Source organism: Rhodococcus sp. NPDC055024, assembly GCF_053608585.1.
In genome coordinates, this window is sequence record NZ_JBSGVT010000023.1 from 1 (window position 1) to 11,938 (window position 11,938).

Annotated in this window: 13 protein-coding genes; 3 read left to right on the plus strand and 10 right to left on the minus strand. The window is 63.6% G+C overall.

All coding sequences use genetic code 11. The features are described from left to right. Window positions 1-415: 415 nt before the first annotated feature. Genes ACWF6P_RS29840 through pdhA form a run of 5 tightly spaced genes read right to left on the minus strand, consistent with a single transcriptional unit; the run spans window position 416 to window position 5,573 of the window. The gene (locus ACWF6P_RS29840; protein ID WP_452623446.1) at window positions 416-1,069 is read right to left on the minus strand and encodes a hypothetical protein; all 654 of its coding nucleotides are present in this window, start codon (window positions 1,067-1,069) and stop codon (window positions 416-418) included. A 29-nt stretch (window positions 1,070-1,098) separates the two neighbouring features. After that, the gene (locus ACWF6P_RS29845) at window positions 1,099-2,304 is read right to left on the minus strand and encodes an MFS transporter (RefSeq protein WP_452623447.1); all 1,206 of its coding nucleotides are present in this window, start codon (window positions 2,302-2,304) and stop codon (window positions 1,099-1,101) included. 10 nt (window positions 2,305-2,314) lie between these two features. After that, the gene (locus ACWF6P_RS29850) at window positions 2,315-3,514 is read right to left on the minus strand and encodes a dihydrolipoamide acetyltransferase family protein (protein WP_452623448.1); all 1,200 of its coding nucleotides are present in this window, start codon (window positions 3,512-3,514) and stop codon (window positions 2,315-2,317) included. Next, the gene (locus ACWF6P_RS29855) at window positions 3,511-4,488 is read right to left on the minus strand and encodes an alpha-ketoacid dehydrogenase subunit beta (RefSeq protein ID WP_452623449.1); all 978 of its coding nucleotides are present in this window, start codon (window positions 4,486-4,488) and stop codon (window positions 3,511-3,513) included. The genes ACWF6P_RS29850 and ACWF6P_RS29855 overlap by 4 nt, the downstream gene beginning before the upstream one ends. Further along, on the minus strand, window positions 4,485-5,573 hold the full coding sequence (pdhA, locus tag ACWF6P_RS29860; protein ID WP_452623450.1) for a pyruvate dehydrogenase (acetyl-transferring) E1 component subunit alpha: 1,089 nt from the start codon (window positions 5,571-5,573) through the stop codon (window positions 4,485-4,487). Before pdhA ends, ACWF6P_RS29855 begins: the two co-directional genes overlap by 4 nt. Before the next feature lie 220 nt (window positions 5,574-5,793). Here pdhA and ACWF6P_RS29865 point away from each other — a divergent pair, with 220 nt between their 5' ends. Beyond that, window positions 5,794-6,822, plus strand: a complete 1,029-nt coding sequence (locus ACWF6P_RS29865; protein ID WP_378640166.1) for a phosphotransferase family protein — start codon at window positions 5,794-5,796, stop codon at window positions 6,820-6,822. Here the strand turns inward: ACWF6P_RS29865 and ACWF6P_RS29870 are convergent. The 3 genes from ACWF6P_RS29870 to ACWF6P_RS29880 are packed head-to-tail and all read right to left on the minus strand — an operon-like array spanning window position 6,819 to window position 9,013. Next, complete coding sequence (locus ACWF6P_RS29870) at window positions 6,819-7,268, minus strand: acyl-CoA thioesterase (protein WP_378549340.1); 450 nt, start codon at window positions 7,266-7,268, stop codon at window positions 6,819-6,821. The two genes, ACWF6P_RS29865 and ACWF6P_RS29870, sit on opposite strands and share 4 nt — an antisense overlap. Beyond that, a complete protein-coding gene (locus tag ACWF6P_RS29875) occupies window positions 7,265-8,503 on the minus strand; it encodes a benzoate/H(+) symporter BenE family transporter (RefSeq protein WP_378449284.1) in 1,239 nt (412 codons plus the stop codon). The genes ACWF6P_RS29870 and ACWF6P_RS29875 overlap by 4 nt, the downstream gene beginning before the upstream one ends. A gap of 36 nt (window positions 8,504-8,539) precedes the next feature. Continuing rightward, window positions 8,540-9,013: an Lrp/AsnC family transcriptional regulator gene (locus ACWF6P_RS29880; RefSeq protein WP_003941284.1), complete on the minus strand. Its 474-nt coding sequence runs from the start codon at window positions 9,011-9,013 to the stop codon at window positions 8,540-8,542. Window positions 9,014-9,115: 102 nt separating this feature from the next. On the opposite strand from ACWF6P_RS29880, the gene ACWF6P_RS29885 reads away from it, so the two are divergent. Both ACWF6P_RS29885 and ACWF6P_RS29890 read left to right on the plus strand, forming a co-directional pair. Then, window positions 9,116-9,739, plus strand: coding sequence for a LysE family translocator (locus ACWF6P_RS29885; protein WP_378539414.1), 624 nt, complete (start codon window positions 9,116-9,118; stop codon window positions 9,737-9,739). Window positions 9,740-9,761: 22 nt separating this feature from the next. After that, window positions 9,762-10,598, plus strand: a complete 837-nt coding sequence (locus ACWF6P_RS29890; protein WP_452623451.1) for a sulfurtransferase — start codon at window positions 9,762-9,764, stop codon at window positions 10,596-10,598. Window position 10,599: 1 nt separating this feature from the next. Here ACWF6P_RS29890 and ACWF6P_RS29895 read toward each other — a convergent pair whose 3' ends face one another. Both ACWF6P_RS29895 and ACWF6P_RS29900 read right to left on the minus strand, forming a co-directional pair. Next, window positions 10,600-11,061 carry a DUF6328 family protein gene (locus tag ACWF6P_RS29895; protein ID WP_452623452.1) on the minus strand — a complete coding sequence of 154 codons (462 nt, stop codon included), beginning with the start codon at window positions 11,059-11,061 and terminating at the stop codon, window positions 10,600-10,602. A 12-nt stretch (window positions 11,062-11,073) separates the two neighbouring features. Next, complete coding sequence (locus ACWF6P_RS29900; RefSeq protein ID WP_452623453.1) at window positions 11,074-11,892, minus strand: shikimate 5-dehydrogenase; 819 nt, start codon at window positions 11,890-11,892, stop codon at window positions 11,074-11,076. Window positions 11,893-11,938 lie beyond the last annotated feature (46 nt).

An 11,938-nucleotide genomic window follows, 5' to 3' on the forward strand; every position in this document is an offset into this window, starting at 1 on the left:
CCCCGTGGCTCGGGGGTCGGGGGGGCTGGTTTTTGTTTAAACCACCCCGGCGGGGGCGGGGGGCCACGCGGCGGGGCCGACCACCCCCACGCGCGGGGGCCCCCCCTTCTTCGTGGCCGTGTGCTGCAACGACTTCTTGTGCTGCAACGACAAAGGCGCCTGGTCCGAGAGAAAACTCGGATCAGGCGCCTCTGGTGACGTTTACGGGACCTCGGGAGTTTCGGGGTCGGAGGAGAAGCCGGAAAGTAGTTCGATCAACTTCTGGATCAGTTCGAGCGGGTTCAGATCTTCGAGGCTCACGGTAAAGACTCCTTCGCTGTGGAACTACTTGATTCGGACATTTCCGAACATACGTCATGGCCGAGCGTGGCGGGAGAGCTATCGGCGAAAATCTCTGGATCCCAAAGATTTAGGACTAAAGTCGGATGCTCCGGTGCCTGGAGAACGCGATTGCCGCCGTATCCGGGCGTAGCTCTTCACGTTTCGCGGCGATGGGCGATCGTGCCATCAAAATGGCTGCGGCACAGGCCCATACCAGAGCGATCAGAACGCCAGCTATCACGCCGAAAAGGCCGCTCAACTCGGCGGCCAGTGCGCTGGCACCGATCGCAGCAACTCCGGCGAACCCGAGTCCGGCGACCACCGGACGCCACTGCGGGGCGGAGATCAAGATCGCCGAGCCGTACAGCGCTGCCGCCGCTGCCACGTGACCGCTGGGCAATAGGTCCTGGGGCACATCAGGGAGCCAGGAACCGAATGCCGCGTTGGTGAGATTGGCGCCCATTCCGAGGAGCAGGATCGCGCCGATACCGTATGGCAGTCCGCGGACCATCGAGACGACGGCCAAAGCGGTAGTGGCTGCGAGTACAGCGGTGACGTCGAATCGGCCCACCGTCCACTCGGCAAGTGTGCGTACGTGATCCGGGACGCTCACGCCGGGCGAGGTGGGTCGCACAAAATACAAGATGCCCAACGCTACGACGGCGATCGCAGCAAGGACGAGGAAGCGAGTGGTTGTGGAGGGAGCGGGGTGCTGGGTGGAGGTCGAAACGGTCACGAGTACCAGCATCCCTGTTGAGTCTGTGCCGATCGTGAGGATCAGCTGTGAGGTCTGTCAGCGGTCGGAGAATCGCGCCGAACGACACCCGCACAACCCGCTGCGACCAGGACGCATGCAAACGGGATCAACATCGCTGTGGTGAGAGGCACAAGCTTGGTGACCCATCCGATGGTTGCCGGGCCGGCGAGGAATCCGATGTATCCCATGCCGACGACACGAGACATGTTGGTACCAGCCGAACCTGAGCCGAGATTTCCCGCAGTGGTGAAGATCTGCGGAATGCATCCCGACAGGCCGGCGCCGAACAGTGCCCAACCGAGCAGCGTCAGCGGTAGCCAGCCGGACACCACGACGGTCAGCATGCCGACCGAAGAGAGCAACGCGCCGTAGCGAACCACAGCCACTGGGCCTACTGCCGCGCTGATCCGATCTGCGGTGAACCGGCCGACGGTCATCATGGCGGAAAACGCGCCGAACGACAGTGCAGCAACGGCATTCGAAACGCCAAGATCTTCCTTGACCTGCAGCGCGCTCCAGTCGTTTGCCACTCCCTCGGCCAGCATCAGAACAAAGGCGAGGGTTCCGAGCGCGAGCACGCGAGCCGAGAATCTGCCGTGCGTCTTTCCATCAGTCGACGCCGTTTCTGCGTGCACGTGGACGTGGGGGAGCAGGGGGCGCGAGCACAGCCAGAGCGCCAGCAAACCGATTGCCGACGCGATGCTGAGCGTGACGTACGGCGGAAGATCCAGTGCGAGAGTGCCGAATCCGATGACGGACCCCAGCACACCGCCGACGGAGAACATGCCGTGAAAGGCCGCCATGATCGGACGCCGGTACAGCTGTTCGGCTTCGACAGCCTGCGAGTTCATCGACACGTCCAAAGCGCCGTTCGCGAAGCCGAACACCACAAGGGCAGCGCCGAGTTGCCAGGTGTTTGTGGCAAACCCCGGGCCGAGGGTGGCGAATGCCAACCCGCTGCCCGCGAGGATGACCATGCGCCTGCTGCCATATCGATCGGCGAGCGGGCCGCTCAATTGCATACCGGCAATGGCTCCGACAGCGAGTAGGAGAAGCAGTGAGCCGAGCGTCGAGTGACTGATTCCGACACGGTGTTCGATGGACGGAATGTGGACGACCCACATTGCGAGGAGAAATCCGTTGATGCCGAAGATGCCGAAGATGCCGGCCCGGGCGCGTACCAGGGCGGAGGTGGGGACTGCGCGGTCGGTGGGGTTGACGCTCACTCGTTCCTTTTTACAGGTGAGACAGCAACCGGTCCGGGTCCGCGAGCATCTCCGCGACAAATGAGAGGAATCTCGCGGCCTGCTCACCGCTCAGCACGCGGTGGTCGAAGGTCAACGTCAGTGTCACGACGCTTCGCACTTCGATCTTGCACTCGATCACCCACGGACGCTCGCTCACCGAGCCCAAGCAGAGGATGGCGGCTTCACCTGGATTGAGAAGCGGAATGCCGCCGTCGACGCCGAAGACTCCGACATTGGTGATGGTGACGGTGCCGCCGGTCAGGTGATGGACGTCGGTCACTCCCGTGCGGGCAGCGACAGTCAGTTCGGTCACGGCGCGGGCGAGTTGCACCAGGTTCAGGGTCTCGGCGCTCTTGATATTGGGCACGGACAGCCCACGCTCGGAGGCCACGGCGATGCCGAGATTCACGTGATTGTCGATGACGGCGTCGCCGCGAGCCTCGTCCCAATGCGCGTTCACCATCGGGTGCGACGCGATTGCGGTCACCACTGCCTTGGCCGCGAGAGTCAGCGGAGTGAGGGACAGTCCGGTGAACGCGTCCGAGGAACGGAGCCTGCCGAGCAGTTCCATCGAAGGCGTGACATCGGCGGTGAGGAAGACGCTGGCCTGCGGAGCGCGGGTGCTGGCAACCATCGCCGACGCCATTTGTTTCCGCATGCCGGACGAGGCCAGGCGTGTCGCGTTATCCGAAGGCGCCTGCACGGTAAGCGCGTCTGCGACGTCAGCCGCGGTGACGGCACCGTCGAATCCACTTCCGGTGATTTCGCTCAGATCGATGCCGGCTTCGCGGGCCGCGCGCCGCGCCGCGGGGGTTGCGGGCTGTCGCTCGGGTGTCGGTCGGGGCTGGGGGTGCGGTGCGATCCTGCTCCGTCGCCGGCTCGGTTGCTCAGCCGTGGGTCCATACCCGACCAGCACATTCGGCGACTGTAAATCACGTGGATCGGCAGGCCCTTCGATACGGATGATCGGAGTGCCGACCGGAACAGTGGTGCCAGGTTCGACGAGGAGTTCTCTGACAACGCCGACGTAGGGAGAGGGCAGTTCGACCAGAGCTTTGGCCGTCTCTACCTGGGCGAGAACTTGATTGAGTGCCACAGTTTCGCCGATTTTGACCGTCCACTCGACCAGATCGGCGGACGTCAGGCCCTCGCCGAGATCCGGCAATCGGAATTCCTGCGCTGTACTCATGCCGCCAGCGTCCGGTCGAGCGCCGCGAGGATCCGGTCGGCGTCAGGAAGGTGAAACTGCTCGAGCTTGGCGGGCGGATAGGGGATGTCGAATCCGGTGACCCGCAGGATCGGCGACTCCAACTGGTAAAAGCAGTGTTCCGCGACGTGTGCTGCGATTTCGGCGCCGACGCCGAGAAACTTCGGCGCCTCGTGGACGACGACCAGACGGCCCGTCTTGTTCACGGACGTCTCGATCGTGTCGAAGTCGACGGGGGAGAGCGAACGTAGATCCACCACTTCCAGGTCATGGCCTTCTTCTTCGGCGATCCGCGCGGCGTCGAGTGCGGTGGTGACCATGGATCCGTACGCAACCACTGTCGCGTCGTTTCCTGAGCGGGCGACGCGGGCACGGTGGAGCGGAAGCTCAGGCGCGGCATCGGTATCCACGTCGGCGATGTCCCAGTAGCGCCGTTTGGGTTCGAGGAAAATCACCGGGTCGTCGGCGGCAATCGACTGTCGGATCATGTGAAAACCGTCGACCGGATTGCTCGGATACACCACTCGCAGTCCTGCGGTGTGAGCGAAGTACGCCTCCGGTGACTCCGAATGATGTTCCACCGCACCGATTCCGCCGCCGCTGGGAATTCGGATCGTCAGTGGTGCGGTCACAGTGCCTCGGGTGCGGTAGTGGATCTTTGCCACCTGGGACACGATCTGATCGAAGGCCGGGTAGACGAAACCGTCGAACTGGATCTCGCAGACCGGACGGTATCCGCGCAAAGCCAAGCCGAAAGCTGTTCCCACGATCCCTGATTCGGCGAGCGGCATGTCGATCACGCGGGTATCGCCGAAGTCCTTCTGCAAGGCGTCGGTAACCCGGAATACGCCGCCGAGACGGCCGACGTCCTCTCCCATGATCACCACGCGACGATCGTCTTCGAGTGCGCGTCTCAGGCCGGCGTTGAGCGCGGTCACCAGATTCATGACGGTCATGACAGAGCCCCTTCCAGGCTGCCCAGATACGCGCGATGCTCTTCGCGTTCAGCGTCGATCAACGAGTGTGCCTCGACGTAGACGTGATCGAACAGCGCTGACGGGTGCGGATCGGCGAGTGCGATGGTTGCGCGTCGCAGCCCGGCTGCGACGTCGTCGGCGGCCGCCGCGATGGTGGTGAGGGCGTTCTCATCGAGAAGGCCGCGATGTCCGAGGAGCAGACGCATTCGCTCCAGCGGGTCGCGGTTTCTCCACTCCGACATATCCGTATCGGTGCGGTACCTGCTCGGATCGTCGGACGTCGTGTGCGGGCCCATTCTGCAGGTGATCGCCTCGATGAACGTCGGGCCGCTGCCTTCGCGTGCGCGATTGAGCGCCGAGCGCGTCACGGCGAGCACGGCAAGGACGTCGTTGCCGTCGACGCGGATCGCCGGAATGCCGTAACCGATCGCCCGATGTGAGATGGGTGTGCGGGACTGCAGGGATACAGGTTCACTGATGGCCCACTGGTTGTTCTGGCAGAAGAAGACAACGCCGACACGGAAACTGGCGGCAAATCCCATCGCCTCGGCGATATCGCCTTGGCTAGAGGCGCCGTCACCGAAGTAGGCGATCGTCGCGATCTCGGCGCCGTCCAGATGCGCGCCCAGTGCGTATCCAGTGGCGTGCAGACCTTGAGAGCCGACGACAATCGCCGGATTGGTGACGTTGAATTGTGCTGGATCCCAGCCTGAATGGGAGATTCCGCGCCACATGGTCGTGAGCAGTTCGGGGGGAACTCCCCGGCAGTACGCGACGGCATGTTCGCGGTAGCTGGTGAACGCGAAGTCGTCTGGGGCGAGCGCTCTCGCGGAACCGACCTGGGCGGCTTCTTGGCCGAGCATCGGAGCCCACAAACCTATTTCGCCTTGACGCTGCAGGGCAACAGCTTCGGTGTCGATTCGGCGACTCACGACGAGATCGCGATACAACGACAGCAGTTCGTCGGGCCCGATGTCTGTTATGAGACGGTCGAATTCGGGACGGCACACGCGTGCGCCGTTCGGTTGGATGAGTTGGACCGGATAATCGAGGTTGTCGATCATCTTCGCTCACCTCGGTTTCTGCTCATGCCCGGCGCGCCTCGTGAGTACGCCGCACAATCCCGATGTGTTGTATGCAGTTGTCGCTCTACCATCAGGATCCCCCTGATCGGGAAATCCGCAAGTGTTTTACCGCTGTATCAAGGCCAGAATTGTGAACTGGCGAGTAACAAACGTGTCGGTACGGCCAACTGATCGGAAATCAACCGCTAGCATCGGTGCGGTGACTGCAGTCGGTTTGAACGAAGAAGCTGTTTCCGCGTGGATCGCCGAACTGGGGGTCGGCGCCACGACACCACTGACTTTCGAGAGGATCGGTAACGGGCAATCGAACCTGACCTACTCCGTGACAGATGCGGGCGGAGGACGGTGGGTACTGCGCAGACCTCCACTGGGCACGTTGTTGGCGTCAGCGCACGACGTCGTTCGTGAGCACCGCATTCTGTCCTCGCTCCAGGGCACCAAAGTGCCCGTTCCCAAGATTCTCGGCATCACGGAAGACCCGGAGATCACGGACGCTCCGCTGGTTCTCATGAGCTACATCGACGGCGTCGTGATCGACGGCGTACCGGTGGCTCAGAAGCTGACCGAGGACGAGCGTCGTGCGGTCGGATTGGCGATGCCGAAAACCCTCGCGAGCATCCATGGGGTCGACCTGGAAGAGACCGGCCTCGACGATCTGGCCAGCCGCAAGCCCTTTGCCGAGCGTCAGCTCAAACGGTGGTCGGCGCAGTGGGAGAAGTCGAAGACCCGCGATGTTCCCGACGTCGACAGGTTGGCCGAGATTCTGCACCGAAACATTCCGGAACAGAGCGAAGTGACCTTGGTCCACGGCGACTTCCACCTCAACAACGTCATCACCGATCCGGTCGAGGGACGCATCGTTGCCGTCGTCGACTGGGAGCTGTGCACGTTGGGGGAGCCACTCGCGGATCTCGGTGCGCTCCTCGCGTACTGGCCGGAAGCCGGTGACAAAGTTGCCGGTCCGTTCATGGCGTCCACGTTGGAAGGCTTCCCGAACCGTGACGAGCTGGTCGCTGCCTACGTCGAGGCGACCGGCCGCGACGTGTCAGCTGTCGGATATTGGCACGTACTCGCTCTGTGGAAGCTCTCGATCATCGCCGAGGGCGTGCTGCGACGCATTCTCGACGATCCGCGCAACAAGGCTGAGCACGGCGGGCCGACGGTCACGCTGATCGACGGAATCGTTGCACGCGCCGTCTTGACGGCAGATCAGCTCGGTCTGAGCTAGCTTCCGGTCAAGGTCCCGGCTGCCGATCTGATGGCGGCCGGGATCTCCACCGGCTTGCGGGTGTCAGCGTCGACGTAGACGTGAACAAAGCGTCCGCTGGCAGCGGGTTCCCAATTGCCGCCGTCGACCTCGTGAAAAATCGCGAGGGAGTAGACGATGCTCTTGGTGCCCAGCTTTTCGACGGAGATACCCACCTGCAACTGCTCGGGGAACGACAGTTCGCTCAGGTACCGGCACGACGTCTCGGCGACGACGCCGATAGCAGGCAGGTTGCGGATGTCAGTTCCCGTGGACGACATCAGCCAGGCGTTGACCGCGGTGTCGAAGTACGAGTAGTAGGTCACGTTGTTGACGTGGCCGTAGTGATCGTTGTCGTCCCACCGCGTCGGGACGGGCCAGAGGACGGGAAACTCGCTGATCGACGGGGGCGTCTGCGCTGTGCTCACGGCTTCGACTGTAGTGAGGACTTTCGCGAGAGTGAGGGCAGGGTGGTGCCCTGCAGGACGGCACGCACGATCAGTCCCACCAACAGTGCCCAGAATGCCGAACCGATTCCCAGGATACTGACGCCGGATGCGGCGATCAGAAACGTGACCACGGCGCCTTCACGTTCACTCGCCTCGCTCAGCGCCGAAGTGAGGGCACCGGCCAGTGTTGCCAGGAGTGCCAGTCCGGCAACAGTTTCCACGACGCCGGCCGGAGCGGCAGCTACCAAGGCGGCCACGGCGGCCGCGCCCGCAGCGAGAACGAGATACGCCCAGCCTGCGGTGAAGGCAGCGATCCATCGGCGTTTGGGATCCGGATGTGCGGTGGGGGCGGCGGCCAGGGCTGCGCTGATTGCCGCGAGGTTGATCGCATGGCCACCGGCCGGAGCGCCGACGATGGTACCGATACCCGTCACGATCATCGACGGTCGCCAGGGAACGGTGTATCCGAACGAATTCATCACCGCCACACCGGGAATGTTCTGCGAAGCCATCGTGACGATGTAGAGCGGAACGGCGATGCCGATCATCGCCTGCCAGGTCCACGACGGCGCGGTGAGATCGATGCGGGGGATCATGGCGCCGGCGTCGAGCGCGCGATCCGACGTGACGAGGCTGATCCCGATCACGATCGCTGCGGTGAGAAACGCGAGCGGAACCGCCCATCGCTTGGAGAAGCGTTGCGCCGCAAGCCAGACCAGGATGACCGGTGCGACCGCTGCCGGTGCGTCCCGGACGGCGATGATCGGCGCCAGGCACAGCGGCATCAGAACTCCGGCGAGCATCGCCTGCGCGAGGGGCGTCGGGATTGCCGAGATGACTCTTCCGAGCGTCGGCCACAATCCGGTCAGAACTATCGCGATTCCCACGACGACGAAGGCGCCGACCGCGGCCGGCCACCCACCCTCGACCGCACCCGCGCCGGCGAGCAGAGCGGCACCGGGCGTCGACCAGGCGAGGGTGATCGGCATCCGATACCGGCGTGAGAGCCAGAGCATTCCCAACGCTTGGGTCACGCACAGAACCAACAGACCGGACGCCGCCTCGGTTGCGTCCGCACCGACGGCGGCGAGCCCGGTGAGCACCACCGCGAACGAACTGGTGAAGCCGACGAGGGCCGTGACGATGCCTGCGCTCATCGGTTGTGAATTGCTGCGAACGGCTTCCGGTTCGGTTGTTTCTGTGGAGTCCGACATGGTCAGTGATTCTGCCCGACCACCTCGGGGCGCGAATTACCTGTCCGGTCGGATGGGCGAGGTGACCGCTTTGCCGTAGATGAGGTGCGTTTGGGCGTGCCAGACCTCGGGGTGCGCGGCGAGGTGGTCGATCAGTACCCGTTGTAGATGAGCACTGTCGCGGACCGCGACGTGGAGGAAGAAATCCTCCGGGCCCGAGACGTTGAAGAGGGCAAGGGTTTCCGGCAATGCGAGCGCGTCGGCTGTGAAGCGGTCGACGAGGTCGCGCCGATGCGGTCGCAACTGCACGGCGATGATCGCCTGCATCGACCGACCCACCGCAGCCGGATCGACAACCGCATGGATGCCGCTGATCGTCCCGTTTGCACGGAGGCGTCGTACGCGCTCGTGGCACGAGGACGTCGCAAGGCCGACGCGATCGGCCAGAACCTTGTTGGTGATCGACGCGTCGTTCTGCAATTCGGCCAAAATCTTCCAGTCCACCGGATCCAGAGGCTCATTCTTCGTCATCTGCCGAACTATATCCGGAGTCGTTTTGAACTTCCCGGATCCAGTTGCACACTCCTGGCATGAACATGTGTCTCGAATCAGCTCGGGCGTGAGGTATTTCGGATGAGTGTCGGTCAGTGGCTTGCTTTCGGCTCCCTGCTATCCATCGTCCTGTTCACGCCGGGACCGGATTTTGTCCTGATCTTGCGTCATTCCCTGGCAGATCGACGGACCGGCGCGGTGGTAGCTGCCGGCGTGATCTCGGGGCTGTTCGTTCACACCGCTGCGGCGTCACTGGGTCTTTCTGCCCTCGTCGCGACGCGTCCGCAGTTGCTCTCCGCGCTCACGTACGCCGGGGCGGCATATCTGACCTGGCTCGGCATCTCGGCGATCCGAAGTGCATTCAAAGCCCGAGCCTCGGACGAGGGAATTCCGGCGGCAAAGGAACCGATCGCCGCCACTACGGCGTTTCGCTACGGATTCCTGTCGAACTTGCTGAACCCGAAGGCGCTGTTGTTCTTTCTCGGACTCCTCCCGCAGTTCATCGAGCCGGGTGAAGGCGCAGGGCTCCGCACGTTGATGTTGGCCGGCGCGACGGTCGTCGCCGCGGCGTTGTGGTGGGCGATCGTGGTGGTGCTGGCGGCCGGAGCCGGCAAGAAGCTGCGTCGTCCTGGCGTCGGCAAGAGGATCGATGTGGTGACGGGCGTGTTGTTGGTGGGCCTCGGTGCCTTCTTCGGGGTTGCGTGAGAGTTCGTGTCAGGATGGGCTCATGACACTTCCCGTGCTGATCGACGTCGAAGAACTGTCCGCCCTCATCGAGGCCGGCGCCTCGCCGCGATTGCTCGATGTCCGATGGGCGCTGGGTGATTCGAACGGCGAGCAGCATTTCCGCGAAGGCCATATTCCCGGTGCCGTATTCGTGAACCTCGACGAGGAACTTGCCTCGCCGCCGTCGCCGAAAAGGGGAAGGCACCCGCTGCCGAGTCTCGAAGACCTGCAGGACGCTGCCCGGCGTTGGGGAATCGACGACGGTGATTCGGTGGTGCTCTACGACGCCACCGGCAACACTGCCGCTGCCCGCGGCTGGTGGCTGCTGCGGTGGGCCGGGCTCTCGGACGTCCGACTCCTCGACGGCGGGCTACAGACCTGGGAGTCCGCGGGACTGCCGTTGGCGGCCGGAATCGGTGAGTCGGTCACCGAAGGCAACGTGACTGTCACCGGCGGCAACATGCCGACTGTCGACATCGACGGCGTCGGCAGCTGGACGGGTGGGGGCGGTGTCCTTCTCGACGCCCGAGCAGGGGAGCGTTACCGTGGCGAGGTCGAGCCGATGGATCCCGTCGCGGGACACATTCCCGGTGCGGTGAATGCGCCGACCGCAGAGAACATCACCGGCGACGGTCGATTCCTGGATGCGGACGGCCTGCGTGAGCGGTTCGCCGGACTGGGCGCCGGAGACAGTGTCGCGGTGTACTGCGGATCCGGAGTAACTGCAGCGCATGAGATTGCGGCACTCGCGATCGCCGGTTACGACGCGACGCTGTTCCCGGGCTCGTGGTCACAGTGGTCGAACGACAGCACTCGCGCCGTCGACACCGGAGCTTGAGTCAGCTCTTGGTGCGATCGATGAATGACGGCACGAGAAACCACAGTGCCGTGAACATGATCGCGGCGCACGCTGCCAAAACCTTCGCAGCAACTCCGCCGACGGCGACCTCGGCGATCAACAGGACCGTGCCGGTCATGGAGGCGGCGAGAAAGGCTATGCCGCACAGGGCGAATCGGTTGGCGATGGGCAATATGTTCTCGCGGTGCCCACGGCGGAAGAGCATGCGATGCCAGACTGCGGGTGCCATCAGGAACCCGAACGAGATCGCAACAAGTATCACCGTCACCAAGTGGATGCCGCGGATATACGCCGACGCTTCCTCGTAGCGTTCGGTGAATGCCACGGCCAGCAGGAAGGCAAACAGGATCTGCACACCAGAGAGCGCGACGCGCAGTTCTTGCAACAACTCGTTGAAGTTCCGCGCGAGTTGTTGAGGTGGAGTCTCCCCGGTCTCGTTCACGGCGTCGTGGTCCTAGGCCCGTGAGAATTCCGACGCTCGCTGGATCTGTTCCGCGCTCGGACGCACGCCGGTGTAGAGCACGAACTGCTCGGCGGCCTGAAGGGCAATGACCGACGCTCCCGTGATCGCCGTCTTCCCGAGTTCGGTGGCCAACGCGATCAGTGGCGTGTTCGCGGGCATCGCGACGACATCGAAGACAACCGTGGCTGCGCGCACTGCTTGCTCGGGAAACGACAATGCATCTGCTTCCGCGCCGCCGGACATGCCGATCGGAGTCGCGTTGATCAGCACACCGGGACGCAGCTCGCCTAGCTCGGTCTGCCAGTCGAAGCCGTACTGCTTCGCGAGCGATGACCCCACTTGCTGGTTGCGGGCGATCACGGTGACGTCGGTGAATCCGGTGTCGCGCACCGCAGCGACGACTGCTTTTGCCATGCCACCGCTGCCGGCGACAGCGACGGACAGGCTCGTGTCGACGTCGTTGTCACGCAGCAGATCGGCCACCGCCTGATAGTCGGTGTTGTAGGCGTGCAGCACTCCGGACTCGTTGACGATCGTGTTCACGGAGTCGATGGCGCTGGCCGAATCGTGCATGACGTCGATGTGCTCGATGACCTGTTCCTTGAACGGCATCGACACCCCGCAGCCTCGAATCCCGAGTGCTCGTATGCCGGCGATCGCCGCGGGTACGTCTTCGGTGGTGAAGGCTTTGTAGACGAAGTTCAGGCCCAATTCCTCGTAGAGGTAATTGTGAAACCTGGTGCCGATATTGCTCGGTCGCCCGGAGAGCGACATGCACAGCAGCGTGTCCTTGTTGAGGTCGACGGTCATCGTTCCCACTCTAATCACGACGACGGGGTAGTTCTTGATGGAGGAG

Coding starts and splice junctions, on each gene's coding strand:
- ACWF6P_RS29880 (WP_003941284.1), bottom strand. CDS start 9,013: ATGACGAAGAATGAGCCTCTGGATCCGGTGGACTGGAAGATTTTGGCC.
- ACWF6P_RS29875 (WP_378449284.1), bottom strand. CDS start 8,503: ATGTCGGACTCCACAGAAACAACCGAACCGGAAGCCGTTCGCAGCAAT.
- pdhA (WP_452623450.1), bottom strand. CDS start 5,573: ATGATCGACAACCTCGATTATCCGGTCCAACTCATCCAACCGAACGGC.
- ACWF6P_RS29855 (WP_452623449.1), bottom strand. CDS start 4,488: ATGACCGTCATGAATCTGGTGACCGCGCTCAACGCCGGCCTGAGACGC.
- ACWF6P_RS29890 (WP_452623451.1), top strand. CDS start 9,762: ATGACACTTCCCGTGCTGATCGACGTCGAAGAACTGTCCGCCCTCATC.
- ACWF6P_RS29900 (WP_452623453.1), bottom strand. CDS start 11,892: ATGACCGTCGACCTCAACAAGGACACGCTGCTGTGCATGTCGCTCTCC.
- ACWF6P_RS29850 (WP_452623448.1), bottom strand. CDS start 3,514: ATGAGTACAGCGCAGGAATTCCGATTGCCGGATCTCGGCGAGGGCCTG.
- ACWF6P_RS29885 (WP_378539414.1), top strand. CDS start 9,116: ATGAGTGTCGGTCAGTGGCTTGCTTTCGGCTCCCTGCTATCCATCGTC.
- ACWF6P_RS29840 (WP_452623446.1), bottom strand. CDS start 1,069: ATGCTGGTACTCGTGACCGTTTCGACCTCCACCCAGCACCCCGCTCCC.